The following is a 25,512-nucleotide window of genomic DNA, read 5'->3' on the forward strand; positions in this document are numbered from 1 at the left end:
GCATCACCATCCCAGAGAGCCCCTATCGCGACGTGTGGATCGTCGTGCCGGCGTACACCGAGGCGACCGTGATCGCCGACGTGGTCGCCGACATCCGCGCGGTGTTCCCCAACGTCGTGTGCGTCGACGACGGCAGCCCCGACGACACCGGCGACCGGGCACTCGCCGCCGGCGCGCACGTCGTGCGGCACCCGGTGAACCTCGGCCAGGGCGCGGCGATCCAGACCGGCGTCGAGTACGCGCGCAGCAGGCCGGGGGCGGCGGTGTTCGCGACGTTCGACGCCGACGGTCAGCACCGCGTCAAGGACGTCGTCCGGATGATCGACCGGCTGACCACCGAGGACCTCGACATCGTCGTCGGCACGCGGTTCGGCGGGCAGGTGTCCCAGCGGATGCCACCGCTGCGGCGGCTGTTGTTCCCGCTCATCGCGAAGCTCAGCCCGGCCAGCCGCCGGTTGCGACTCACCGACGCGCACAACGGGTTGCGGGTGTTCAACCGCACCGTCGCCGACGGGCTGAACCTCACGATGAACGGCATGAGCCACGCCAGCGAGTTCATCGCGGTGATCGTCGAGAACGGCTGGCGCGTCGCCGAGGAGCCGGTGGAGATCCTCTACACCGACTACTCGATGTCGAAGGGTCAGCCGCTCGTCAACGGCGTCAACATCGTCTTCGACGGACTCATGCGCAGGAGGATGCGGCGGTGAACTGGATCCAGGTACTGCTGATCGTCGCCATCGTCACGCTGCTGATGTACCTGCTGCGGTCGCGGCGCAGCGCGCAGGCACGGGCGTGGGTCAAGGTCGGCTACGTCCTGTTCGTCATCGCCGCGGTGTACGCGATCGTGCGGCCCGACGACACGACGGTCCTCGCCAATTGGCTCGGCGTCGACCGTGGTTCGGACCTGCTGGGCTACGCCCTGATCATCGCGTTCCTGTTCACCACCATCAGCACCTACATGCGGTTCAAGGACCTGGAACTCAAGTACGCCCAACTGGCGCGCGCCGTCGCGCTGGAGAGCGCGCGCACCCCCGAGGACTAGGCGTACCGCAACTAGGCCGTCCGGAAGAAGTCGACCGTGCGGGCGACGCCCTCGGCCAGCTCCACCTTCGGCGTCCAGCCGAGCACGTCGCGGGCGCGGGAGATGTCGAGCTGCGAACGCTTGAGGTCGCCGAGGCGCGGCGGGTGCATCTCGGGTTCGTCGGGCGTGCCCGCGGCCGCGGCGATGGCGGTGTGCATCTCGCGCGTCGAGGTCTCCACGCCGGTGCCGACGTTGAAGCGCTGCCCACTGCCGGCCTCGCCGCCGGCACGGACGAAGGCGTCGACGACGTCGTCGACGAAGACGTAGTCGCGGGTGTCGGTGCCGTCGCCGAAGATCTTGGTCGGCCTGCCGGCCAGCAGCGCCTGGGCGAAGATCGCGACGACGCCGGCCTCGCCGTGCGGGTCCTGCCGCGGGCCGTACACGTTGGCCGGGGCGATGTGGCTGCAGTCGAGACCGTAGAGGTTGCGGAACATCTCGAGGTACACCTCGCCGCAGACCTTGCTGGCGGCGTACGGCGAGGACGGGTCGACGGGCATTTCCTCCGACGTCGGGTAGCCGGGCGGGTTCTTGCCGTAGATGGAGCCGCCGGAGGAGGTGTGCACCACCTTGCGCACGCCGGCCTTGCGGGCGGCTTCGGCGAGGCGCACGGTGCCGACGACGTTGACCGACGAGTCGAACGCCGGGTCGTCGACGGAGAGCTTGACCGAGATCTGCGCGGCGAGGTGGAACACCACCTCGGGGCGCACGTCGGCGAGCAGCGCCACGAGGTCGGCGTCGACGATGTCGGCCTTGGCGAACTCGAAGGCGTCACTCTGCTCGGCCGAGGTGATGTTGGTGCTGCGTCCCGAGCTGAGGTCGTCGACCCCGACGACGCTGTGCCCGTCGGCCAGGAGCCGATCTACCAGCGTCGATCCGATGAAACCCGCTGCTCCTGTCACGAGTGTGCGCATTGGGTCACCATACCGAGGGCTGCTGGCCGTTACGTACAGTCGGCGAACGTGACCTGGGTCCGCAACGCCGCCGTCGCGCTGATCGCGCTGCAGCTGGTGGTGCGGGCCGTCATCGCGTTCCACGGCTACTTCTACTGGGACGACCTCATCCTCACCGGTCGGGCCGGGACGCAGGGCCTGCTCTCGCCGTCCTACCTGTTCGACGATCACGACGGCCACGTCATGCCCGCGGCGTTCCTGGTGGCGGGCGGCATCACGCGGTTGGCGCCGCTGAACTGGCTGGGCCCGGCGGTGAGCCTGGTGCTGCTGCAGCTGGTGGCGTCGCTGGCGTTGCTGCGTGCGCTGCGGGTGCTTCTCGGCTGGCGGCCGGTGCTGCTGGTGCCGCTGACCTTCGCGCTGTTCACCCCGCTCGGCCTGCCGGCGTTCGCGTGGTGGGCGGCGGCGCTCAATGCGCTGCCGATGACGGCGGCGCTCGCGTGGGTGTGCGCCGATGTGATCCTGTTGTCGCGCACCGGCAATCAGCGCTACGCGGTGACCGGCGTGCTGGCGTACGTCGGCGGTCTGCTGTTCTTCGAGAAGGCCGCCGTCATCCCGTTCGCGGCGTTCGCGATCGCGGCGCTCCTCGCCTACGTCGGCGGGGACCGTGCGGCGCTGGTGACGACGTGGCGGCGGGGGCAGCGGCTCTGGCTGGGCTGCCTCGCGGTGACCGTCGGGTGGGTGGGCGTCTACCTGTTGGTGGTCGACCAGCAGCGGTGGAGCTTCGACCCGGGGATGACGTGGGACCTGCTGGTGCGCTCGGTGACGCACGGCATCGTTCCGGGCCTGGCGGGCGGGCCGTGGGAGTGGCAGCGGTGGGCGCCGGCCTCGCCGTGGGCGACGCCGCCGGTGACGGTGATGGTGCTGGGTTGGTTGGCGCTGGCCGCGGTGGTGGCGGTCAGCGTGGCGCGCAAGCGGCGGATCGGCGCGGTCTGGGCCGTCGCCGTCGGCTACGTCGCCGCGTGCCAGGTGCCGATCTACCTGATGCGGTCGTCGCAGTTCACCGCCCTGGAACTCGCGCAGGCGCTGCGCTACCTACCCGACCTGGTGGTGGTGCTGGCGCTGCTGGCCGCCGTGGGTCTGTGCGCACCGAACCGGGAGTCGGCATGGCTGGACCGGTCGCGGGCGCGGGCCGCCGTGGTCGGGGGCGGGGCGACGCTGTTCGTGGCGAGCAGTCTCTACTCGACGGCCACGTTCGACGCGATCTGGCAGGACAACCCGACCGAGGCGTACCTGCGGACCGGTGAGGCGTCGCTGGCGCGGGCCGCTGCGCAGTCGGACGCGCCGATGCTCGACCAGGAGGTCGACCCGCTGATCCTGCAGCGGATTCAATGGCCGGAGAACCTGGCCAGTCACGTGTTCGCGCTGACGCGCGGGCGGCCGGAGTTCGCGTCGAGCACATCCGATCTGCGGATGCTGGACATGTCGGGGCGACTGCTCGATGCGAAGGTGACGTGGGTGCGGTCGATGCGGCAGGGGCCGCTGCCGAACTGCGGCTACCTCGTGCAGCCCGACGCGCCGGTGCGCATCCCGCTCGACGGGCCGCTGCTGCCCGCGGACTGGACCGCCGAGGTGAACTATCTGGCGAACAGCGACGGGTCGATCATGGTGGGCCTGTCGGAGGGCGACGAGGTGAAGGTGCCGGTGCGGCCCGGGCTCAACCGGGTGTTCGTGCGGCTGCCCGGGGCGGGGGACGCGCTCACCGTGCGGGCGAACACGTCGGCGCTGTCGGTGTGCGTGGCGTCGGGACCCGTCGGATTCGTGGCCCCGAGGTAGTACTGCGTCGGGGATAATCGACGTGCAACGGTGACGAGGCCGTGCGTGGAAACGTGTGGGGGTTTCGGTGGGCGCGCTCGACGGGTTCTACTCGACGTGGTCGCAGGCTCGGCAGACGTACGGCGAGGGACCGCCGGCGAGCGGTGAGCGCTTCGATGCCAGCAGCACCCTGAACCAGCTGAAGTCCGACATGGACGCGGCCAAGCCCGAGGGTCGGTGGTCGGGCAAGGCCTCCGAGGCGTACGGCACCGCCAACGCGCAGCACCAGCAAGTCATCGGCAGGATCGGCGAGCTGGACCAGAAGCTCGCCGCGCAGGTGAACAACGCCGCGGCGCTGGTGAGCAACGGCCGCACCCAGCTCGACGAGTTGAGGACCTGGGTGACCAGCGCCGCTGCCAGCACCACCAACGACCAGGCCGGCCGCACCGTCCAGATGCAGATCGCCAAGCAGGGCCTCGCCCGGCTCACCGAGATCATGACCGGCACGCACGGCGAGATGCAGACGGTGAAGGGGAACATCACCACCATCCAGGCCGGCTACGACGAGCTGAAGCAGGACATGCGGTTCGCCAAGGAGGACAAGGGCGACGCGGACCCGTTGAAGGAGGACGAGGAGAAGCCCCCGGAAATGCATGCCCTCCCTCCGGAGGAGCAGGCCCGTCGCGACGTCGAGGATGCCCTCGCGGGCGACCAGGGCGCGGCCGGTCGCGTCGAGGAAACGCTCTCGTCGATCAAGCCCGGCCAGGATCTATCGCCCCAGCAGGATGCCTACCTGTCCCAGATGCAGTCACAGCAGAAGGGCATGAGCGTCGACGAGTTGACCACCGCGGAGCAGCGTCTCGGTGACCACAAGAACGTGATCGCCGATTCCTGGCAGCTGATGAGCAATGACGACGTGAAGTTCTCCGGGTCGGACGGCAAGCCCGGGTCGGCGGCGATGCTGCCGGACAGTGTGCAGAAGGCATTGAACGATGCAGGCTCGACCGTGCCGATCTCGCAGCAGTTCGAGAAGCTGAAGTACGGCGATGACCTGCAGGCGATCTCCCAAATCGTTCAGGACGGAAATCCCGAGTTGCAGACGGGCACCGAACTCGATCGCAAATTGATCGTGGCGTCCGACGCCGTCATGGACACCCAGGACAATGCTCGGCCGGCGATGGGCATGCAGGAGACAGCCCAGAGTCTCTTCCAAGCCGTTGACGACGACCACCAGATCATCAACGACCACCTGATGGGCCGAAACGGCGTGGACGTCAACGACTTCCTTCATGACGTCAACACGACCGAATGGACTGACGACGGCAGGTCCGCCGGACATCTCTTCAGCTGGACGAACGAGGAGAGTTCGGGACCGGAGGCTTGGATTGCGTCGGAGACAGCAGAGAAATACGCAAACTACATTGGGTCACACAAGGATGACTTGATGGGTATGAACGGACAGACGCTTGGCGAAGTGAATCCGGAACTGGTTCGCGGATACGCCCACGGGCTGACGCCGTATATTCCTGACATGGCTGGCTTGTCGACCGCCAATACAACCGACGCGTTCGACAATCTTGATGTCGACAACCCCATCGACCAACCACTCACCAAGGGTGTTTTCTCCGTTCTTAGTACCGACGGCGACTCATTCAACGAGTTTCACAGCGCGGCGGACGCTCAGGTGATTGCTGCCAGTCATGCATGGGCCGAAGACGTAAAGAATGGGATTCCCGTCGATAACAACGACGCGAGGATGCTTGATGCGCAAACTCTTCGAGGTCTGACAGCGGTCGGAACTCACGAGGCAGCGGAAGCTCTTGGCAGGAACGCAAGCGAGATGTACGAGCAGCAGAAGGCTGCGTACGAACGGTCGCTAGCAATCATCTCCGCGGGTTCCAGTGTGATTCCGGGTTATGGACAGTTTCTGTCCCCAGGCGTTGACGTGTTCGGCGCCACTATGCAGGATGCAATACTCGGGAAAGAGCCGACGAGCGTCGACTACACGATTACTCCCCTCAGCCAGGGAGAGTCTGCACGCTTTGCCCTAAATGCGCTCTTGGCCGCCGACGTGCCGTTGCAATCTGATGGAACCGATCTGAATGCCAACTACTTTGAACAGGTTGGCCCCGATGAAAGGCCTCTCATCCGAGACCTGAGCGATCTTGCGCGCGACAGCATTGGGCCGAACAAGGCGGAAGCGGTTCTGACAGACGTCTTGCAGAACACCGTCACTGAGCAGGGCGACCCAACGATTGCCATGAAGGACAAGTACGGAGACACCGTGGCGAATCCGAACCCCACACCGCCGAAAGCACCCGGCCAGTGAAGGCAACGAGGGCTATCGCCCTGAGTTTCGCCCTGATCGGCCTTGTCGCTTGTGCCGAAAGTGACGTTACGCCGCCGCAAGACGGTCACTGGTCGGGCGTCCTGGCCGACGTGCGGGTGCAGTGGAGTGCCGCGGAGGGCATCGATCTCACGACAGGCCCCGCCGTAGCCGTTCGCGCGTACCTCGAGTCGTACAACCTCGTCCAGTTGAGCGGGTCCTTCGCGAAGGCGTACGACGGGTTCGAGTCTGCTGTGCCCGAGAACGAGCCACCGGATGACGTCGCCAATCCCGCTGCCTTTGACCGTCGTCCGACTACCGACGTACCGGTGTCTGCTCCCCTGAGCGGCAACATCAAGTTCCGTGTCCAATCCGAGTCCGTAGCACCGGACACGGCGAACGTCGTCGTGTGCAGTTTCACCTACGGACTCGGCGAGAAACAGGGAGACGGCCAGTACGAGAGCGTAGCCACCGGCGGTCCCCTTGACTCACGCGGCATTGCGGGCATCCGACTCGATCTCGAACCACCCGCTGATGCCCCACCGATCGAACAACCCCAGGCCGGGGCCGCTCTGAGCCCGGCATCGAATGTCTTCGGCGGGTGGAAGATTGTCGGCCGTCTCGACTCCAAGTCGGCGGGCCAGGAATGGCCGGAAGCTGAAGCAGTGCAGAAGGCTTGCATCGCCGAGGCGCCGGACCCCCTTCCTATCCGAAACAACCTCTTGCAGGGCCCACGACCCCTTGAAGGCAACTTCGAGGGCAATTCTCCGGCTCCGGGATGGCCCGAGGCCCCGTCGAACAAGTGAGTAGGCGCTCCATCTCGCCGCCTTGGAAAGAGTCCACAGGCGTGCCACGTCCACTTGCGTAGATGACGCCCACCACGATCCAATGCCAGACTCGTAAGCATGTCTAACTTGCGAGCCGATGGCCTGGGCGTGTTCCGCGAACTGCTGCCGGGCGTGATCCCCGACGACGACGCGGAGGTCGACTTCGGCCACGGCTTCGCTCCGGAGCTGATGGACATCGGGATCGAGGGCATCTTCGGCCGGCTGTGGGCGCGCGACGGGCTGAGCCGCCGCGACCGCAGCCTCGTCACGCTCGGGATCCTCATCGCGCTGCGCGCCACCGACGAGCTGCACGCGCACTTCCAGATCGCCCGCACCAACGGGCTCTCCGACGAGGAACTGGCCGAGGTGGTGTATCACGCCAGCGGCTACGCCGGCTTCCCCGCCGCCAACACCGCTCGCGTCGTCGCCGAGGAGGCCCTCGCCAAGCCGGAGGAGCGTCGAATGTGACGCCAGCGTCCCGGTAGGCCGCATCGGTGACTCCAGCGTCCCGCTCGAAGCCCCACGCGCTCGAAGCCCCAAGGCCACTCGAAGCGCCAGGATGAGGAAGAAGAGAGCCGCCTGGGGGAATCGAACCCCCGACCTATTCATTACGAGTGAATCGCTCTACCGACTGAGCTAAGGCGGCGTGCCCGCTCACGCAGGCGCAGCAGAGTCTACGTCAGCACCTGCCGCGGACCCAATTCAGCTCCGCAGCGCCTGCCCGACCGTGGCCACCATCGCGTCGACCGCGAACTTCGGCTTCACGTTGATCGCCAGGGCCTCGCGGCACTCGAGCACCGCCTCGATGCACCGCAGCAGCCGGTCGGGTGGGACGTGGGCCGCCATCGCCGCGGCCTTGTCCGCCATGTCCGGGTGGTTGGCCTGCAGTCCGCCGGCCCCGGCCGACACCACCAGCGCGTCGCGGAAGTACGTCGCCAGGTCGATCAGCGCGCGGTCCAGCGCGTCGCGCGACGCTCGGGTCTGTCGGGACTTCTGCCGCTTCTCCAGGGCGTTCAGCGCGCCGACCGCACCGCGGATGGCGCCCGCGGCGCCCTTGCCGGTGCCGCCCGCCCCGAGCGCGGTACGCAGCTCCTCGGTCTCCACCTCGTTGCGTTCGACGTTGAGCGCCTTGGCCTCCGCCTCGGCGGTCACGACGAGCTCCTCGGCGGCCGCGTACGCGCGCGACGGGGTGGCGGCGTCGCGCGCGAGTCCCAGCGCCCGCTCACGGCGCCGACGCGCCTCCTCGTCGGTCGCCAGCCGGCGCGCCCGGCCGACGTGCCCACCGCTCACCGACGCCGCCCACCGGGCCTCGGTCTCGGGCAGGCCGTCGCGCTCGATCAGCACCCGGGCGATCGCGTCGAGCGGCGGCGTCACCAGCGCGACGTGCCGGCAGCGGGACTTCAGCGTGATCGCGATGTCCTCCGGGTCCACCGACGGCGCGCACAGCAGGAAGACCGTCGACGGCGGCGGCTCCTCCACGACCTTGAGCAGCGCGTTGGCCGCGCCCTCGGTCAGCCGGTCGGCGTCCTCCACCACGACCACCTGCCAGCGCCCGGTACCCGGCCGCCGTGACGCGACCTGCACGATCTCGCGCATCTCGGCCACGCTGATCGACAGGCCCTCCGGGACGACGCGCCGGACGTCGGCGTGCGTACCCGCCATCGTCGTCGTGCAGGCACGACACTCGCCGCACCCGGGCACCCCGTCCGACGTGCACTGCAGCGCCGCAGCGAAGCACAGCGCGGCGATCGACCGGCCCGATCCGGGCGGCCCAGTGATCAGCCAGGCGTGCGTCATGGTGCCCGTCGACGTGGGCATGTCCGCCCTGTGAACCGCGTCACCGCGCGCGGCGACGGCGGCGGCCACCAGTTCCGCCTCGACGGCGTCCTGGCCCACCAAACGCGAGAAAACACCGCTCATCGGCACCAACCCTAACCGGATCGCCGACACGAACCTCAGCAACAGCGTCGCTGCAGGTCGGGTACGACCGTTACGGTTGTCGGGTGACCACGCGGGCGACACCGATGGGGCGAATCAGCGCATTCGTCCACTGGGTCGCGCGTACCCCCTGGCCGGTGTTCACCCTCGGCATGCTGCAGGCCGACATCATCGGCGCCCTGTTCGTCCTCGGCTTCCTACGGTTCGGCCTACCGCCGGAGGACCGCATCCAGCTGCAGGACCTGCCGGCGTTCAACCTCGCGGTGTTCCTCGGCTACCTGTTCATCTCGTTCACCGTCGGCGCCTACCTCACCCTGCGGATGCTGCTCCCGGTCATCCGCTGGCAGCGACGCGACACGCTGATGACCGACGGCGACCCCGCCGTCACCGAGCTGGCGCGGGTCCGCGCCCTGCGGATGCCCTGGTACCGCTCGGTGATCAGCGTCTCCAACTGGTGTCTCGGCTCGATCGTCTTCATCGCCGCCAGCTGGCCGGTGGCCAGCCAGTCCGCGCCGGTCGTCGCCGTCGCCTCCGCGCTGGGCGCCACCGCGACGGCGATCATCGGCTACCTGCAGTCCGAGCGCGTGCTGCGGCCCGTCGCGGTGGCGGCGCTGCGGGGTGGCGCACCGGCCAACTTCAACGCGCCGGGCGTGATCCTGCGCCAGGTCCTCACCTGGGTGCTCTCCACCGGCGTGCCGATCCTCGCGATCGTGCTGGCGCTGGTCGCCAGCCGCTTCGAGATCCTCACCGCGCCCGCCGAGCGGCTCAACACCCCGATCCTGCTGCTGGCGATCGCCGCACTGGTCATCGGGCTGGCGGGCACGGTGCTGGTCGCCATGTCGATCGCCGACCCGCTGCGCCAGCTGCGCTGGGCGCTCGGCGAGGTGCAGCGTGGCAACTACAACGCCCACATGCAGATCTACGACGCCAGCGAGCTGGGCCTGCTGCAGGCCGGCTTCAACGACATGGTGCGCGATCTCGCCGAACGGCAACGGCTGCGCGACCTGTTCGGCCGCTACGTCGGCGAGGACGTCGCCCGCCGCGCCCTGGAGCGCGGCACCGAACTCGGCGGCCAGGAGCGCGACGTCGCCGTCCTGTTCGTCGACCTCGTCGGGTCGACGCAGCTCGCCGCCACCCGGCCCGCCGCCGAGGTGGTCAGCCTGCTCAACGAGTTCTTCCGCGTCGTCGTCGACTCGGTGAACCGGCACGGCGGCTTCGTCAACAAGTTTCAGGGCGACGCCGCGCTGGCGATCTTCGGCGCACCCATCGAACATCCCGACGCCTGCGGCGCGGCGCTGGCGGCTTCCCGGGAACTGCACGACGACCTCATCCAGGTCCTCGGCCAGACCGAGTTCGGCATCGGCGTCTCCGCCGGACGTGCGATCGCCGGCCACATCGGCGCGCAGGCCCGCTTCGAGTACACCGTGATCGGCGACCCCGTGAACGAGGCCGCGCGCCTCACCGAATTGGCCAAGCTCGAAGAGGGTCACGTGCTGGCGTCGGCCATCGCGGTCAGCGGTGCGCTGGACGCCGAGGCGCTCTGCTGGGACGTCGGCGAGATCGTCGAGCTGCGCGGGCGCATCGCCCCGACCCAGCTGGCCCGGCCCGTCCGGCTGCTCTCCCCCGACGCGGTCCCCACCGACGGAGCCCTCCGCCTCGACGGGGCGGCGCGGCCCGACGAGCGAGCCGCCAACGACGGGGCTGCCACCAACGGCGGGTCCGTACCGACCGACGTGCGCAGCGAGTACTCGCCGCGCACCTGACGCCGTCAGGCCTTCTTCGCCGCGGCCTTCTTGGCGGGCGACTTCTTCGCCACCGTCTTCTTCGCGGCGGTCTTCTTGGCCGGCGTCTTCTTGGCGGCCTTCTTCTTCACCGGCCCGCGGGCACGACGATCGGCGAGCAGCTCGGAGGCCCGCGCATCGGTGATCGACATGACGTCGTCGCCCTTGCGCAGACTGGCGTTGGTCTCACCGTCGGTGACGTACGGACCGAACCGGCCGTCCTTGATGACCATCGGCTTCTCCGACACCGGGTCGACGCCGAGTTCGCGTAGCGGCGGGGTCGCCGCTGCCTGCCGGCCGCGCCGCTTGGGCTCGGCGTAGATCTTGAGCGCCTCCTCGAGCGTGATGTCGAACATCTGCTCTTCGGTGGCCAGAGAGCGAGAGTCCGTGCCGCGCTTGAGGTATGGGCCGTAGCGGCCGTTCTGGGCGGTGATCTCCTCGTTGCTCTGCGGGTCGACGCCGACGACGCGCGGCAGCGAGAGCAGACGCAGCGCATCCTCCAACGTCACCGTCTCGAGGTCCATCGAGCGCAGCAGCGACCCGGTGCGCGGCTTCGGCCCGGTCGGCTTCTTGCCCTTCTTGGCGCCCACGCCGTCTTCCGGTTCGTCCGGCGGCGCCGGCAACACCTCGGTGACGTACGGCCCGTACCGGCCGTCCTTGGCGACGATCTCGTGCCCGGTCTCCGGGTCGACGCCGAGCGAGCGCCCCTCCTGCGGTGTGGCGAAGAGCTTCTCGGCGAGTTCCAGCGTCAGCTCGTCGGGCGTCAGCTCGTCCTTGAGGTTGGCACGCTGCGGCTTGAGTTCGCCCGGGTTGTCCGGGTCCTCGACCATGCGCTCGAGGTAGGCGCCGTTGCGGCCGACGCGCACGTTGATGGCGCGCCCCTGCTCGTCGTCGAACAGCTTGATGGAGTTGACTTCTCGGGCGTCGATCTCCTCGAGGTTGCCACCCACCAGCTTCTTGAGGCCGCCCGCCCGGGCGATTGACCCGTCGACGCCGTGCTCGCCGCCGAAGTAGAAGTTGTTGAGCCAGTTGCTCCGTCGCTCGTTGCCGGAGGCGATGGCGTCGAGTTCGTCCTCCATGGCGGCGGTGAAGTCGTAGTCCACCAGGCGGCCGAAGTGCTGCTCCAGCAACCCGATCACGGCGAACGCCACCCAGGACGGCACCAGGGCGCTGCCCTTCTTGTGCACGTAGCCGCGGTCCTGAATCGTCTTGATGATCGACGAGTACGTCGACGGCCGGCCGATGCCCAGCTCCTCGAGCGCCTTGATCAGCGACGCCTCGGTGTAGCGGGCCGGCGGGCTGGTCATGTGCCCGTCGGCGGTGAGGTCGGCGGCGTCGACGCGCTGGCCCTGCGTCAGGTTCGGCAGGCGGCTCTCGGCGTCGTCGGCCTCGCCACCGGCCTGCTCGTCGAGGCTCTCCACGTAGGCCTTGAGGAAGCCGGCGAACGTGATGGTGCGGCCGGACGCGTTGAACACGACCTGCTCACCGGTACGGGCGGCGCCCGAGATGCGCAGCGAGAGCGTCGTACCGCGGGCGTCGGCCATCTGCGAGGCGACGGTGCGCTGCCAGATCAGCTCGTAGAGCCGGAATTCGTCGGTGTCGAGCTGGGCGTGCAGCTGGCCCGGGGTCTGGAACACGTCGCCCGCGGGCCGGATGGCCTCGTGGGCCTCCTGCGCGTTCTTCACCTTGCGGGTGTACTGCCGCGCCGTGGGATGCACGTACTCCTCGCCGTACAGCTGGCGGGCCTGGTTGCGCGCGGCGTTGATCGCCGACTCCGACAGCGTCGTGGAGTCGGTACGCATGTAGGTGATGTAGCCGTTCTCGTACAGCCGCTGCGCGATGCTCATGGTGCGCTCGGAGGAGAAGCGCAGCTTGCGGCCCGCCTCCTGCTGCAGCGTCGACGTCATGAACGGCGCGTAGGGCCGGCGGGTGTAGGGCTTCTGCTCGACCGAGGACACCGCGAGCTGCGCGCCGCGCAGCCCACCGACCAGACCGGTCGCCGAGGCCTCGTCGAGCACCAGCACCTCGTCGGGCTTGCGCACCCGCCCCAGCGAGTCGAAGTCGCGGCCGCTGGCCACGCGGCGGCCGTCGACGGTGTTGAGCTTGGCGGTGAACGTCGGCGGGGCCGCTTGCGCATCGGAGACGCTCGCGTCGAGTTCGGCGGTGACGTCCCAGTAGCCGGCGCTGCGGAACGCCATGCGCTCGCGTTCGCGCTGCACGATGATGCGGGTCGCCACCGACTGCACGCGGCCCGCCGACAGCTTCGGCGCGACCTTCTTCCACAACACCGGCGAGACCTCGTAGCCGTACAGCCGGTCGAGGATGCGGCGCGTCTCCTGGGCGTCGACGAGGTCGATGTCGAGGTCACGGGGGCTCTCGGCGGCCGCCCGGATGGCCGGCTCGGTGATCTCGTGGAACACCATCCGCTTGACCGGGATGCGCGGCTTCAGCGTCTCTAGCAGGTGCCAGGCGATCGCCTCGCCCTCGCGGTCGCCGTCCGTCGCGAGATAGAGTTCGTCGACGTCCTTGAGCAGGCCCTTCAGCTCGGTGACGGTGTTCTTCTTCTCCGGGCTGACGATGTAGAGCGGTTCGAAGTCCGCGTCGACGTTGACCCCGAGGCGGGCCCACGGTTCGGACTTGTACTTGGCCGGCACGTCGGCCGCCGCGCGCGGCAGGTCGCGGATGTGGCCGCGGGACGATTCGACGACGTAGTTGGAGCCGAGGTAACCCGCGATCTTGCGCGCCTTGGTCGGCGACTCGACTATGACGAGTCGCCGCACCCTCCCGTTGCCGCTGCCACCATTCTGGTCAGCCAAGCTCGTAACACTCCACTTCTATGTCGCACGGGCGTCCGGAATCGGGATGTCCTCCCCGCTCCAGGCCCCCGGCAACTCACAATTTCGCATTCCGCGGCAGCCTACGCAAACCGGCTCTTCCCGGGGAAGGCTTTATCCACAGCTCATGAATGCGGCCACATCGAGAACGCCTCGGTGTCGCCGGGCGGTTCCCCGACGTTCTCCACCAGGCGCAACAGGCGCCGGCGGCCGCTGATCCGCAGCGCCGGGCGCGTCCCCCTGGTCCCGATGAGCGTCGGGGCGATGCCCACCCGCATCAGCGCCGATGCCAGTGCGGAATGCGTATCCGGCGCGTGCGGATCCAAACCCAACAGGTAGCGGTCGGCCTCGGGGCTGCCCGCGGCCAGCGTCCAGGCCCGCAGCTCGCGCGGCCCGGGAAGCCAGGCGGGCGGCACCGTCTTCACCGCGCCGCGGGTCCACTCCGCGGCGATCGGCAGCAGCCGCGCGTCCACGGCGGTGCGCACCAGCGGCGTGTTCTCGTCGGTCCGGGAGATCTCCGGCGTCAGCCCGGCCTCGTCGATCAGCGCGGCCAGCGCCTCGGCGCGCCAGGCCCGGTCCACGACCACCGAGATGCGGGCGCCCTTCGGTCCGTCCGGTCCGCTGCCCACCACCAGCACCTGCCCCGCGGCGGCGAGGAGCCCGGTGAGGTCGGCGACCGCGGGCGGCACCGCCTCAGCCGAGAAGAAGGACAGCTGGCTCACGACCCCGACCCTAGGCCAGCGCGCGACGAAACCGGGCCCGCTGCGCCGACGCGCCGTCGGGCGACGTGCTGCGCGCGCACCCGCCGAGAGCAAACCCCCGCAGTTCCGTTGCCGGATCTACGGGGGTGCTGGGTGGACCTGGGGGTCGATCAGAGGGTGCGGACGCTGAGCGCCTGCGGGCCCTTGGGGCTCTGCTCGATCTCGAACTCGACCTTCTGGTTCTCTTCGAGAGTGCGGAATCCGTTGGACTGGATCTGCTTGTAGTGCACGAAGACGTCGCCGCCGCCATCTTCCTGCTCGATGAACCCGTAGCCCTTCTCCGGGTTGAACCACTTGACCGTTCCCTGTGGCATCTTCGTGCTTCTTTCCTTCTACTACATCGGGTGCGCTTCGTCGGGCTTCGACGAACCGAGCGCTCTCCGACCGCCCCAAGTCAATCACGATCAGGGCTGGTGCGACAGTCTCGTAGCCATCACGTGGCCAACTATTAACCTGGGGTGATCGGGCAACTCCAGGCCTGTCGAGAACCCGTCACGACGAGCGAGAAGAGGGGGCGTCGGGTGTCGGGTCGCGCATCGGACTTCGGCCGCGAACTGCTCGACAGTGCGGTCGCGGGTGCGGAATCCGACGACCACCCGCTGCGGCACGTGGCCGACCTCGCGCCGCGCGGCGCGCACCGGCGCCCGTGGCCGCACTGGACGCCGCCCGACGTCGTCGACGCATTCGTCGAGTGCGGCATCGCCGAGCCGTGGACGCACCAGGTGGTGGCCGCCGATCTCGCGCACTCCGGCCGCCACGTCGTGCTGAGCACCGGCACGGCGTCGGGCAAGTCGCTGGCCTACCAGCTCCCCATCCTCAGCGCGCTCGCCGACGAACCGCGCGCCCGCGCGCTGTACCTGTCGCCGACCAAGGCACTCGGCCACGACCAGTTGCGGGCCGCGCAGGCGTTCACCGACGTCATCGACCGGCTCAACGACGTCGGGCCCTGCTCCTACGACGGCGACAGCACCACCGAGGCACGGCAGTACGCGCGGGAGCGGTCGCGCTGGATCTTCTCCAACCCGGACATGGTGCACCTGTCGTTGCTGCGCAACCACGCGCGCTGGGCGGTGTTCCTGCGGAACCTGCGCTTCATCGTCGTCGACGAGTGTCACCACTACCGCGGCATCTTCGGCTCCAACGTCGCCATGGTGCTGCGCCGCCTGACCCGGCTGTGCGCCAAGTACTCCCCCGACAGCCGCGTGCCGACGGTGATCTTCGCCAGCGCCACCACCGCCGCACCGGCCGAGACGGCGTCGGAGCTGCTGGGCCAGACGGTCGTCGAGGTGACCGAGGACGGCTCCCCGCACGGCGGCCGCACCGTCGCGCTGTGGGAGCCGGCGCTGCGCGAGGACCTGGTGGGCGAACACGGCGCCCCGGTGCGACGATCCGCGGGCGCCGAAGCCGCCCGGGTGATGGCCGACCTGATGGCGGAGGGGGCCCGGACGCTGACGTTCGTCCGGTCCCGGCGCGGCGCCGAACTGACCGCGCTCGGTGCCCGGGCCCGGCTGGAGACGGTGGCGCCGGAACTGGTCGAGCAGGTGGCGTCCTACCGCGCCGGGTACCTGGCCGAGGAGCGCCGCGCGCTGGAGGCCGCGCTGAGCGACGGCCGGCTCCGCGGGCTGGCCACCACCAACGCGCTGGAACTCGGCATCGACATCGCCGGCCTGGACGCGGTGGTGCTGGCGGGTTTCCCCGGCACGGTCGCGTCGTTCTGGCAGCAGGCCGGCCGGGCCGGGCGGCGGGGGCAGACTGCGCTGATCGTCATGATCGCCCGCGACGATCCCCTGGACACCTACCTGGTGCACCACCCGGCGGCACTGCTGGACAAGCCGATCGAACGCGTCGTCATCGACCCGACCAACCCGTACGTGCTGGGGCCGCATCTGCTCTGTGCGGCAACGGAACTGCCGTTGACCGATGCGGAGGTGCGGACCTGGAACGCCGAGGCCGTCGCCGCGACGCTCGTCGACGACGGTCTGCTGCGCCGCAGACCCAGCGGCTACTTCCCCGCACCCGGCCTGGAACCCCATCCGGCGGTGGACATCCGTGGCTCGTCGGGCGGCCAGATCGCGATCCTGGAGGCCGAGACCGGACGGATGCTCGGCACGACCGGCGCGGGACAGGCGCCGTCGTCCATCCACCCCGGTGCGGTGTACCTGCTCCGCGGCGAGACCTACGTGGTCGACACGCTGGACTTCGAGGCCGGAATCGCCTTCGTGCACGCCGAGGATCCCGGCTACACCACCTCGGCACGCGAGGTCACCGACATCGTGGTCACCGGACGTGGCGAACGCCGCCGCCACGGCGACGTGACGATCGGCCTGGTGCCGGTGTCGGTGTCGCACACGGTGGTGAGCTATCTGCGACGCCGGCTCAACGGCGAGGTGATCGACTCCATCGAACTCGACATGCCGACGCAGACGCTGGACACCATCGCGGTGATGTGCACGATCACGCCGGAGGCCTTGCTGCGCAACGGGATCGAGCCGACGCGCTTTCCCGGGTCGTTGCACGCCGCCGAACATGCGTCGATCGGCCTGCTTCCGCTGGTGGCGAGCTGCGACCGCGGTGACATCGGCGGGGTGTCGACGGCGATCGGGCCCGAGGACGGGCTGCCGTCGATCTTCGTCTACGACGGGCATCCGGGCGGGGCGGGCTTCGCCGACCGCGGGTTCCGGCAGCTCAGCACGTGGTGGTCGGCGACGGCGGAGGCGATCGAGGCGTGCGAGTGCCCGATGGGCTGTCCGTCGTGCGTGCATTCACCCAAGTGCGGCAACGGCAACGACCCGTTGGACAAGGCCGGCGCGATCAGCGTGCTGCGACTCGTCCTCGGCGAGCTGACGAAGCCCCCGTCGTGACCCCACCCGTGGTGACGACCCACCCCTCGATGGTCGTCGGCCACGGATCCCCGACGCGCTCACCGGCCGCTCCGGAGCAGTGGCGCGGCAGTGGTGACAACCATTGGCACAACGCGATCCGTCACGGTTCCCGACGAGCGGGGTACGGCGGGGAAAATACTCCGTGACGAGGTCCGCCGCAAGGCGTTTCCGTGGCCGCGAGCGCCATGCGGGCGGCCGCGAGCGGCCGCGTCCTTCGAATTTCGTACCATCGCCGATCAACCGGAACGGCCAGCCGACGACGGTAGGATGCCGCCATGGCGCACGACTGGCTCCTAGTGGAGACACTCGGCACCGAACCGGTCGTGGTCGCCCACGGCGCGGAGACCAAGGACATGGTGCCGATCAGCACCTACCTGCGTCGCGACCCCGGCCTGATGGCGATCCAGACCGCGATCGGCGAGACCGTCCGCGGCGGGCAGCCACTGAGCAGCATCACCCCCAAGCACGACCGCGTGATCCGCACCGAAGTGGTGCAGATGACCGACGGCGTCATCCACGGCGTGCACGTGTGGACCGGGCCGCCGGACGCGCAGCCGCCCGAACGAGCGCTGCCCGGGCCGCTGAAGTGGGACCTCACCAACCGGATCGCCACCGACACCCCCGAATCGTTGTTCAACGGCGGGCGCGACCCGTCGGTGGAGGCCACCCACGGCCGCGCCTTCGCCGAGGACCTGCCGACCCGCGACCTCAACGCCCGCGAGGCGCATGCACTCTCGGCGGCGATCAAGCCCGAACCCGGCATCGTCTACTGCACCACCTGGGACCTCACCGACCACCGTGGTGAACCGATCACCGTCGGCTTCGTCGCCCGGATCATGCAGGAGAGCGACGGCGGTCCCGACGTGACGATCTGCCGCGCGATGAACTGGCGGACCGTGCGCGACGAGAACACCGTCACCCCAGCCGGTTTGGCCCAGGACGTGCTCGACGGCTCCGCGCAGACCGGTGTGCACCGCGCGCTGGTCGACCTGCAGTCGTGGGCGCTGCTGAAGTGGCTCGACGACCCGTGCCCGTTCTACGACTGGCGCGCCCGCTCCGACGACGCACCCCTCACCCACCCCGATGACGCCGACGAGATCGCGGGCATGACGGCCGAATTCGAGACCGCCGGCACGTCACGCGTGCTGCGATTGCGTGCCAACGGCGGCGGGTGGGTGCCGATTCACGTCACCATCCACCGCATCGAACTCGACGGCGGGGTATGGGCGGGCCTGCTGTCGCTGCGGCTGCCCACCGAGCACGAACTCGCCGGCTTCGCCGCTCGGACGCGGCCGTGGCGGGCGGCGTTGCGCGGCGGAGCCGCACGCACCTAAGCCGCCTCCACCGGGCCCGCCCGCGCCGCCGCCACCGCCGTGCCCAGCGACCAATCGCCCCACCGCGCCGCGACGTTCACCGTGACCACCACGTCGAGCGCCTCGACGACGCAGGCGGTGACCGTGGCGCCGCCGGCTCCCGCGATCGACTCGGCGCGCCGGCACGCCGCCTCGGCACCGAGACCGACGCGGTAGGCGGCGGCCAGCGCAGCCAGGTCCGCTGCCGACTGCGCGCGATGGCGCGCCGCCACCGCCACGCCCACGGCGGCGCCGCCGATGCCCACCGCCACCAGCACCGCGACCAGGGCCGCCGCCAGCACCGTCGCGAAACCATCGTCATCGCACACCCGGTTCCACCGCTGCCACCGCCTCCGCGGCGACCACCAGGCCCGGCAGCAGCGGCGAGGTCGCGCTGACCCGGACCAGCACCTCATCGGCCCGCCGATCCACCCGGACCGTGGCCCCCGAGGGCCGCGGCACTCCCGCGGCGTCCTCCCCGCGGGCCGCCAACCGCGCGGCCTCGCGCGCCGCGTCGACGCACCGCACGTGGGTGACCACCGCCGCGAGCCCGCCGACGCAGACCAGCAGCACCGCCGCCAGCGTGGCGACCGCAATCGCGGCCTCCACCGTGACGCTGCCCGCATCGCCGCTCAGACGTTGGTGGTCAGTGCCCGGCTGATCAGATTGGTCAGCGCGCCGACGATCGAATCGCCGGTGACCACCGAGTACAGGATTGCGCCGAATGCGGCCGCCGCGATCGTCCCGATGGCGTATTCCACCGTGCTCATGCCGGTCTCGTCGACGATCAGCAGCGCCCACCGTGCCCTGACACCTCGCGCCCTTGCCCTGAGCCCCCGAATCACGTTCTTCGACAACGTCGTTCCCCTCTCCGATGATGCCGGCGGACCGTCCGCCGGCATCGTGGTTCACCACAGTCCCGTCTCGAGGACGTCGCCCGCCAGTCCGACGACGACGGGCACGATGCCCAGGCACAGGAAGGCGGGCAGGAAGCACAGGCCGAGCGGCCCGGCGATCAGCACCGCGGCGCGTTCGGATGCGGCCTTCGCGGCATCGGCCGCGTCCTGGCGCGACTGGTCGGCCAGTTCGGCGACGCCCTGCGCCAGCGCGGTTCCCGATGACGCCGACTGGCGCGCGAGCCGCAGCAGCGCCGCGACCGCGACCGGGTCGCCGGGCGTGTCGGCCCACGCCCGCGCCGGCTCGGCACCCAGCGTCAGCAGTCCGGCCGCCCGGCTCAGCACCGGCGCGAGGACCCGCGGCGCGGACTGCGCAGCCGCCGTGGCGGCGTCGGCCACCGTCAGCCCCGCGTGCAGGCAGGCCGCGAAGACGTCGAGGCTCGACGCCAGCGCCAGCGGATCGTCATCGCGTCGCGCGCCTGACGCCGGCGCCGGCCGGGCGGGTGCAGTCAGCCGATGGGTGCTCGGCCCGCCCAGCAGCACCGCCACCGCGAGCAGCACCGCGGCCGCCGTCACGGCAGCACCTGGGCGACGATGCGGTCCGACCACGTCAGACCCAGGCAGACGAGCACCGTGCCCGCGCACAGCAGCCAGCCTCCCCAGCCGTCGGACAGCAGCAGGCTCAACGGCTCGGCGCCGATGAGGTGGCCGAGACCGATGCCCAGCACGGGAAGCCCGGCCAGGATCACCGCCGTGGCCCGGGCGCCGGCCATGCCGGCCCGCACCCGCGACGCGAAGCGCTCCCGCTCGGTGATGTCGCGCTCCGCGGTGCGCAGCAAGGCGCCGACGGCCAACCCGTACTCCGAGGCCAGACGCCAGCTCTCCGCGAGCCGTTGCCAGTACGCGCCCGCCGATGATCCGACGGCCACCGCGCCCAATCCGACGCCCACGTCGGCGCCGAGGCGTGCACGGGCCGCCACCTCCGCCAGGGCGGAACCGACCGTTCCGCGCGACTCGCGGGCCGCCGCCGCGACGGCGAGCACCGGGTGCGCGCCGATCCGCAGTTCGCCGATCAGGATGGCCAAACCGCCCTGCAACTCCACCGCCTCGGCGGTCCGCGCCCGTGCCGACGCAGCAGAGCGCCGCCGCGACCACAGCGTCCCGGCCGCCACGCCGGCCGCCGCGGCGACTCCCGCAGGCAACACGACCGCACACGTCGCCGCCCCGGCCACGACGCCGAGGAGTGCTGCGCGGCGCCCTCCGCGGCGACGTCGCGGACGTGCCGCGACGAGGCGGCGGCGGGGCGTGGCCGGCAGGACGAGCACCGCGGCGGCCAGTGCCAGCGCCGCGACGGTCATCGACGTCCCCGACCGTCGAGTAGCGAGCGCAACCGCGGCAGACCGACGCCCTCGCCGTCACGGACGTTCCAGGCGGTCTCGACCACCACGCAGCCATTCGGATCGCCTGTCAGCACCGCGATCTCGTCGAGGCGTCGACGCCCCGACGCGTCGCGCGCGACGTGCAGCACCACCTGCACGGCCGCGGCCAGTTGACTGTGCAACGCCGCCCGGTCCAAGCCGCCGACGGCGGCCAACGCCTCCAACCGCGCCGGGATCTCGGCGGGGCTGTTGGCGTGCACCGTGCCCGCGCCCCCGTCGTGTCCGGTGTTGAGCGCGGCCAGCAGGTCGACCACCTCGCCGCCGCGGACCTCGCCGACGACGATGCGGTCGGGTCGCATCCGCAGTGCCTGTCGCACCAGGTCGCGCACCGTGACCTCGCCGACGCCCTCGACGTTCGCCGGCCGCGCCACCAGCTTCACCAGGTGCGGATGACGGGGTGACAGCTCCGAGGCGTCCTCGACGCACACGATGCGCTCGTCCGCGGCGACCGCACCGAGCGCCGCCGACAGCAGCGTCGTCTTGCCCGCACCGGTGCCACCGGACACCAGGAAGGCCAGCCGCGCCCCGATGATCTCGCCGAGTAGCGGGGCCGCGGCGGGGGCGAGCGCACCGCCGGCCGCGAGCGCCGCCAGGTCCTGGGTCGCGGGCCGCAGCACGCGCAGCGAAAGGCACGTACCGTGCTCGGCGACCGGCGGCAGCACGGCGTGCAGGCGCACCGCGAACACGCCGAACCCCTGCAGCTGCCCGTCGACCCACGGTTGGGCGTCGTCGAGGCGGCGACCGACCAGCAGTGCCAACCGCTGCGCCAGCCGGCGGACCGCCGCGTCGTCGTCGAAGCGAACGCTGCTGCGGCGCAATCCCGTTCCGTCGTCGACCCAGACGGCGTCGGGCGCCGTCACCAAGACGTCGGTGGTGCCCGGCGCGCGCAGCAGCGGCTCCAGGATGCCCGCGCCGGACAGTTCGGTCTGCATGACGCGCAGCTCGTCGAGCACCTCGGTGTCGCCCAGCACGCCACCCGACTCGGCGCGGATCGCGGCAGCCACCGCCGCAGGTCGCAACCCGCCCGGGTCGGCCGCCAACCGCTCGCGGACCCGGTCGACCAGCGACGCGCTCATGCGACGCGCTCGTGCTGCGGGTGCCCGCGCAGCACCCCGAGCACACGCTGCGCCGCCATCGCGAGCGGCGACCGCGGCCGCACGGCCAGGCCGCCGTGTTCGAGTGCGTACGCCAGCCGGGGCTGCGGACGCATGGTCGCCAGCAGCGGCAGACCGCCAATCTCGGCGACGTCGGTACCGCGCAGGCCACCGGGCGACGGACCCCGCACGACGAGGCCCACGTTGGCATTCCGCTCGGCCGCCCAGCCGGCGACCGCCGCCGTCGAGGCGCACGCCCGCAGGTCGGCGCACGCGATCACCACGACGAGGTCGGCCGCGTCGAGCACCACCTCGATCGCCTCGGACGGCCGGCGTGCGAGGTCGCACACCACGGTGGCACCGCCACGGCTGCCCGCGTCGAGGACGGCGCTCGCGGCGCGCCCGTCGATCTCGCGCGCCACCCGTCCCGCCGACAGCACGCCGACGTCGCCGCACCGCGGCAGCGCATCGCGCAGCGCCCGGTAACCGAGCCGACCGCCACCGAGCGTGAGATCCGGCCAGCGCAAACCACTCTCGGCCTCGCCGCCCATGATGAGGTCGAGACCACCGCCCCACGGATCGAGGTCCACCAGCAGCGCCTCCCCGGCGCCCATGGCGAGCGCGGCGGCGAACACCGATGCGCCGGCCCCGCCGCGTCCGCCCAGCACCGCCACGACCGCACCCCGGCCCCGTGCCGATGGTGACTCCCCCGCATCGGACAGCGCCGCGACGAGGTCGGCCTCCTCATCCGGCAGCCGCACGATGCGCTCCACGCCGAGCGACATCGCCCGCTGCCACTGCGCGGGCGACGGGTCCGCGGCCGTCACCAGGTGCACCCCACCACGGCGGGGAAGGCCGAGTGGCAGACAGCGCGCGAGGGCATCGTCGTCGAGGACGACCGCGGCCGCCGACGTCCACACCTTGTGACTCGACGGCTCGTCGGCATGCACTACCCGGGCGCCGACGGCGGCGGCGACGCGGTCCACGTCGCCGCGCAGACCGTCGTCACCGACGAGGATCAGGACTCCCGTGCTCATGGAACTCACTGTGCGGCGCGCGGCCGACACCGGACTGTCCGCCGGGGCGGTCCTGTGGATGAAGACGCGTCTGTGGATGGTTCGCGGGGCCTGCCACTCCCGTGCGGACCGGCGCCCGGGGAAGCCCGCCGCGACACGTGAGCGTGCGGTTTCGGCGAACATCACCGGCATCGAAACGATCTTGAACTGCGGCGACACCGCGCATCGGACGGCGCGCGCGGCGGCCGGAGGAAACCACCCCCAGAAAAGGGACGACCCCCGCCAGGGGGGGAGGAGGCGGAGGTCGTCGTGTATCAGCCCCGGGGGGTCGGGCTGATCCACACCCGGCCATAAGCCGAGTAATGCTCACTATACACACGCCACGAGGGCAGGGCGCAAGTCCTGTTTGACAACGAAATCACCTCGTGACCTCGATAGTTGCAGCGACCCGCAGCTGGCCCGATCTGCCACTTGATCGCCCACCCCCGAGGCACACCGGTCCCGGGACCCCGGCGACACGGCGGTCGCGGCACCTATGCTGAGACACGTGACCGCCACCGACGCGGCCGCGGACGGCACCGCAGCCGCGGTTCCCGCCGCCGACGCCGAAGTTCCCGTGCGCACCGCCGCGTTCTTCGACCTGGACAAGACCGTGATCGCCAAGTCGAGCACGCTCGCCTTCAGCAAACCCTTCTTCGATCAGGGGCTGATCAATCGGCGGACCGTGCTCAAGTCGGCTTACGCCCAGTTCCTGTTCCTCATGTCGGGCGCCGACCACGAGCAGATGGACCGCATGCGGAGCTACATCACCACCATGTGCACCGGGTGGGACGTCGAGCAGATTACGTCGATCGTCGGCGAGACGCTGCACGACATCGTCGACCCGCTGGTCTTCGCCGAGGCCGCCAATCTCATCGCCGACCACAAGCTGTGCGGTCGCGACGTGGTGGTGGTGTCGGCGTCCGGCGAGGAGATCGTCGCGCCCATCGCCCGGGCCATCGGCGCCACGCACGCGATGGCGACGCGCATGGTGGTCGAGGACGGCAAGTACACCGGCGAGGTCGCGTTCTACTGCTACGGCCAGGGCAAGGTCGATGCGATCCGCGAACTCGCTGCGCGCGAGGGCTACTCGCTGGAGCACTGCTATGCGTACTCGGACTCCATCACCGACCTGCCGATGCTGGAGTCGGTAGGCCATCCCACCGTGGTGAACCCCGACCGTGCGCTGCGCAAGGAAGCCGGCGCGCGGGGCTGGCCGGTGCGCACGTTCTCCCGTCCCGTCCCGCTGCGGGACCGTCTGCCCGCGCCGTCCGGGGCCGCGGTGGCCACCACCGTGGCGGTCGGCGCCAGCGCTCTCGCGGCCGGCGCACTGACGTATTCGTTGCTGCGCAGATTCGCGTTCTGACCCCTACCGGGGAGTAGCTGGACAGAGGACGTCACATTCCGGCGACGCGCGGGATTCCCCCCTTGATGTGATGGCGGTCACGTAGTACAAAGGAGGCACGGACGCGAGGAGAGGCCAAGGCCGAGCCGGAAGAGAAGGCTCGATCTCCCGAACCGAGCGGCCCAGCACGGATACGGGCACCCACGCGGAGCACATGCCGCGATAGAGGCAGAAGCGTTGCGGGCCTGCGGAATTGCGAACAGCGGACGGACGTGCGACCTCTTGGGCGGGGTCGTCGCCGGGGCGCAGCGCAAGAACGCCGAGGCCGACCCACGCAACCCATACAGCACGCTTGGTAACCGGTATCCGTGCTAGCGGGCGGCGAGCCGAGACACATCACCCGATGTGCATCGGATCGTCGCCCGCTTCGATTTGCTGGCGTTACTCGCTCATGGCCTGGGCGATGCTCAACGCCTCGCGCGCGCCGGCGTGCAATCCCCGCGCACTGTTGACCAACCAGGCCGTCAGGCCGTCGGGCGTGCCCGAGGCGAAGCCGCGCGCGGCGGCGCGGTAGTCGCCGGACTGCCGCATCCAGTACATCTCGGGCACGCCGAGCCCGTGCGGGTCCAGACCGCTGCTGATGGTGATGAGCCGCGAGACCGCGCGCGCCACCACGCCGTCGGCCGTGCCGAACGGCGCCAGCGTCAACAGTTCCCCGTGTGCGACGGCGGCGAGGACGTGCGCCGGCACGCGCGTACCGCCGGTGACGATGTCGCCGAGCAGCTCGAGCCGGCGGCCCACGTCGGCGTCGGAGCGGGGTCGGCCCAGGTGGTCGTCGTCGGTGAGGTCCGAGGCGGCCAGCGCGTGCAGCCGGGCGATGGCCTGCAGCGGTGCCCGCTGCCAGACCCCCACGAGCGAGGTGGCCCCACCCTCGAGCGCCTCGGCCACCCGCAAGGCCCCGGACAGGATGGGGTCGGACTCGCCGGCGTTGGCGAGCACCAGCGTGCCGCCGTCGAGCACCGACGACGCCCGCGCCGCGCGGACCGACGCCTCGGCGGCCGACGCAGGCCAGCCGCGCAGGTTGATGCGGTGCCGGTGAGCCCGGCCGAGTGCCTCCCGCGCCTCGTCGCCGGCAGCGGCGACACCGGGCAGCTCGGCCAGCGGGGCGAGGGGATCGGAGGCAGCCACGCCTGCACACG

The 25,512-nt window shown here is 70.6% G+C and carries 23 protein-coding genes and 1 tRNA gene; 10 read left to right on the forward strand and 14 right to left on the reverse strand.

Annotated elements, in window-relative coordinates; all coding sequences use genetic code 11:
* The first annotated feature begins 32 nt into the window (after window positions 1-32).
* Both FZ046_RS03345 and FZ046_RS03350 read left to right on the forward strand, forming a co-directional pair.
* Entirely contained in the window at window positions 33-707 is a 675-nt protein-coding gene (locus FZ046_RS03345; RefSeq protein ID WP_246182894.1) for a polyprenyl-phospho-N-acetylgalactosaminyl synthase PpgS, read from the forward strand.
* Window positions 704-1,042, forward strand: coding sequence for a DUF2304 domain-containing protein (locus FZ046_RS03350; protein WP_070353031.1), 339 nt, complete (start codon window positions 704-706; stop codon window positions 1,040-1,042). The genes FZ046_RS03345 and FZ046_RS03350 overlap by 4 nt, the downstream gene beginning before the upstream one ends.
* An 11-nt stretch (window positions 1,043-1,053) precedes the next feature.
* On the opposite strand, the gene FZ046_RS03355 is transcribed toward FZ046_RS03350, so the two are convergent.
* On the reverse strand, window positions 1,054-1,992 hold the full coding sequence (locus tag FZ046_RS03355) for an NAD-dependent epimerase/dehydratase family protein (RefSeq protein ID WP_070353032.1): 939 nt from the start codon (window positions 1,990-1,992) through the stop codon (window positions 1,054-1,056).
* A 48-nt stretch (window positions 1,993-2,040) separates the two neighbouring features.
* On the opposite strand from FZ046_RS03355, the gene FZ046_RS03360 reads away from it, so the two are divergent.
* From FZ046_RS03360 to FZ046_RS03375, 4 genes are all read left to right on the forward strand, one after another.
* A complete protein-coding gene (locus FZ046_RS03360) occupies window positions 2,041-3,804 on the forward strand; it encodes a hypothetical protein (RefSeq protein ID WP_211372263.1) in 1,764 nt (587 codons plus the stop codon).
* Window positions 3,805-3,871: 67 nt separating this feature from the next.
* Window positions 3,872-6,112: a TPR repeat domain-containing protein gene (locus tag FZ046_RS03365; RefSeq protein ID WP_125939708.1), complete on the forward strand. Its 2,241-nt coding sequence runs from the start codon at window positions 3,872-3,874 to the stop codon at window positions 6,110-6,112.
* Window positions 6,109-6,915 carry a hypothetical protein gene (locus FZ046_RS03370; protein WP_125939709.1) on the forward strand — a complete coding sequence of 269 codons (807 nt, stop codon included), beginning with the start codon at window positions 6,109-6,111 and terminating at the stop codon, window positions 6,913-6,915. The genes FZ046_RS03365 and FZ046_RS03370 overlap by 4 nt, the downstream gene beginning before the upstream one ends.
* 99 nt (window positions 6,916-7,014) lie before the next feature.
* On the forward strand, window positions 7,015-7,404 hold the full coding sequence (locus tag FZ046_RS03375; protein WP_083298206.1) for a carboxymuconolactone decarboxylase family protein: 390 nt from the start codon (window positions 7,015-7,017) through the stop codon (window positions 7,402-7,404).
* A 105-nt stretch (window positions 7,405-7,509) separates the two neighbouring features.
* Here the strand turns inward: FZ046_RS03375 and FZ046_RS03380 are convergent.
* Window positions 7,510-7,582: transfer RNA gene (locus FZ046_RS03380), tRNA-Thr, on the reverse strand.
* Between the two features lie 56 nt (window positions 7,583-7,638).
* Window positions 7,639-8,856: a DNA polymerase III subunit delta' gene (locus tag FZ046_RS03385; RefSeq protein WP_070353035.1), complete on the reverse strand. Its 1,218-nt coding sequence runs from the start codon at window positions 8,854-8,856 to the stop codon at window positions 7,639-7,641.
* 104 nt (window positions 8,857-8,960) lie between these two features.
* Here FZ046_RS03385 and FZ046_RS03390 point away from each other — a divergent pair, with 104 nt between their 5' ends.
* A complete protein-coding gene (locus tag FZ046_RS03390) occupies window positions 8,961-10,637 on the forward strand; it encodes an adenylate/guanylate cyclase domain-containing protein (protein WP_083298207.1) in 1,677 nt (558 codons plus the stop codon).
* A gap of 5 nt (window positions 10,638-10,642) precedes the next feature.
* On the opposite strand, the gene topA is transcribed toward FZ046_RS03390, so the two are convergent.
* From topA to FZ046_RS03405, 3 genes are all read right to left on the reverse strand, one after another.
* Entirely contained in the window at window positions 10,643-13,471 is a 2,829-nt protein-coding gene (gene topA / locus FZ046_RS03395; protein ID WP_070353036.1) for a type I DNA topoisomerase, read from the reverse strand.
* A gap of 143 nt (window positions 13,472-13,614) precedes the next feature.
* Window positions 13,615-14,211, reverse strand: a complete 597-nt coding sequence (locus tag FZ046_RS03400) for a hypothetical protein (protein WP_070353037.1) — start codon at window positions 14,209-14,211, stop codon at window positions 13,615-13,617.
* A gap of 149 nt (window positions 14,212-14,360) precedes the next feature.
* A complete protein-coding gene (locus FZ046_RS03405) occupies window positions 14,361-14,564 on the reverse strand; it encodes a cold-shock protein (protein ID WP_070353038.1) in 204 nt (67 codons plus the stop codon).
* Between the two features lie 207 nt (window positions 14,565-14,771).
* Between FZ046_RS03405 and FZ046_RS03410 the strand changes: the two genes are divergently transcribed.
* Together FZ046_RS03410 and FZ046_RS03415 are read left to right on the forward strand one after the other, a co-directional pair.
* Entirely contained in the window at window positions 14,772-17,111 is a 2,340-nt protein-coding gene (locus tag FZ046_RS03410; RefSeq protein WP_070353039.1) for a DNA 3'-5' helicase SftH, read from the forward strand.
* Between the two features lie 296 nt (window positions 17,112-17,407).
* Complete coding sequence (locus FZ046_RS03415) at window positions 17,408-18,466, forward strand: PAS domain-containing protein (RefSeq protein ID WP_070353040.1); 1,059 nt, start codon at window positions 17,408-17,410, stop codon at window positions 18,464-18,466.
* On the opposite strand, the gene FZ046_RS03420 is transcribed toward FZ046_RS03415, so the two are convergent.
* From FZ046_RS03420 to ssd, 7 genes are read right to left on the reverse strand one after another with little or no spacing between them, the layout of a single operon-like run.
* Window positions 18,463-18,813 carry an Rv3654c family TadE-like protein gene (locus FZ046_RS03420; protein ID WP_246182895.1) on the reverse strand — a complete coding sequence of 117 codons (351 nt, stop codon included), beginning with the start codon at window positions 18,811-18,813 and terminating at the stop codon, window positions 18,463-18,465. The two genes, FZ046_RS03415 and FZ046_RS03420, sit on opposite strands and share 4 nt — an antisense overlap.
* On the reverse strand, window positions 18,803-19,093 hold the full coding sequence (locus tag FZ046_RS03425) for a TadE family type IV pilus minor pilin (RefSeq protein WP_070353041.1): 291 nt from the start codon (window positions 19,091-19,093) through the stop codon (window positions 18,803-18,805). The genes FZ046_RS03420 and FZ046_RS03425 overlap by 11 nt, the downstream gene beginning before the upstream one ends.
* 23 nt (window positions 19,094-19,116) lie before the next feature.
* Window positions 19,117-19,341, reverse strand: a complete 225-nt coding sequence (locus tag FZ046_RS27770) for a DUF4244 domain-containing protein (protein WP_407664442.1) — start codon at window positions 19,339-19,341, stop codon at window positions 19,117-19,119.
* A 51-nt stretch (window positions 19,342-19,392) separates the two neighbouring features.
* Window positions 19,393-19,956: a type II secretion system F family protein gene (locus FZ046_RS03435; protein ID WP_070353042.1), complete on the reverse strand. Its 564-nt coding sequence runs from the start codon at window positions 19,954-19,956 to the stop codon at window positions 19,393-19,395.
* Entirely contained in the window at window positions 19,953-20,738 is a 786-nt protein-coding gene (locus FZ046_RS03440; protein ID WP_070353043.1) for a type II secretion system F family protein, read from the reverse strand. Before FZ046_RS03440 ends, FZ046_RS03435 begins: the two co-directional genes overlap by 4 nt.
* Window positions 20,735-21,895, reverse strand: coding sequence for a TadA family conjugal transfer-associated ATPase (locus FZ046_RS03445; RefSeq protein WP_070353044.1), 1,161 nt, complete (start codon window positions 21,893-21,895; stop codon window positions 20,735-20,737). Before FZ046_RS03445 ends, FZ046_RS03440 begins: the two co-directional genes overlap by 4 nt.
* Entirely contained in the window at window positions 21,892-22,950 is a 1,059-nt protein-coding gene (gene ssd, locus FZ046_RS03450; RefSeq protein ID WP_070353074.1) for a septum site-determining protein Ssd, read from the reverse strand. The genes FZ046_RS03445 and ssd overlap by 4 nt, the downstream gene beginning before the upstream one ends.
* A gap of 514 nt (window positions 22,951-23,464) precedes the next feature.
* Between ssd and FZ046_RS03455 the strand changes: the two genes are divergently transcribed.
* Window positions 23,465-24,334 (forward strand): HAD-IB family hydrolase, encoded by an 870-nt coding sequence (locus FZ046_RS03455; RefSeq protein ID WP_083298210.1) that lies wholly within the window; start codon window positions 23,465-23,467, stop codon window positions 24,332-24,334.
* Between the two features lie 420 nt (window positions 24,335-24,754).
* Here the strand turns inward: FZ046_RS03455 and FZ046_RS03465 are convergent, their stop codons facing one another.
* Window positions 24,755-25,501, reverse strand: coding sequence for a Fic family protein (locus FZ046_RS03465; RefSeq protein ID WP_070353046.1), 747 nt, complete (start codon window positions 25,499-25,501; stop codon window positions 24,755-24,757).
* Between the last annotated feature and the right edge of the window lie 11 nt (window positions 25,502-25,512).

Source organism: Mycolicibacterium grossiae (genome assembly GCF_008329645.1).
GTDB classification, from domain to species: domain Bacteria; phylum Actinomycetota; class Actinomycetes; order Mycobacteriales; family Mycobacteriaceae; genus Mycobacterium; species Mycobacterium grossiae.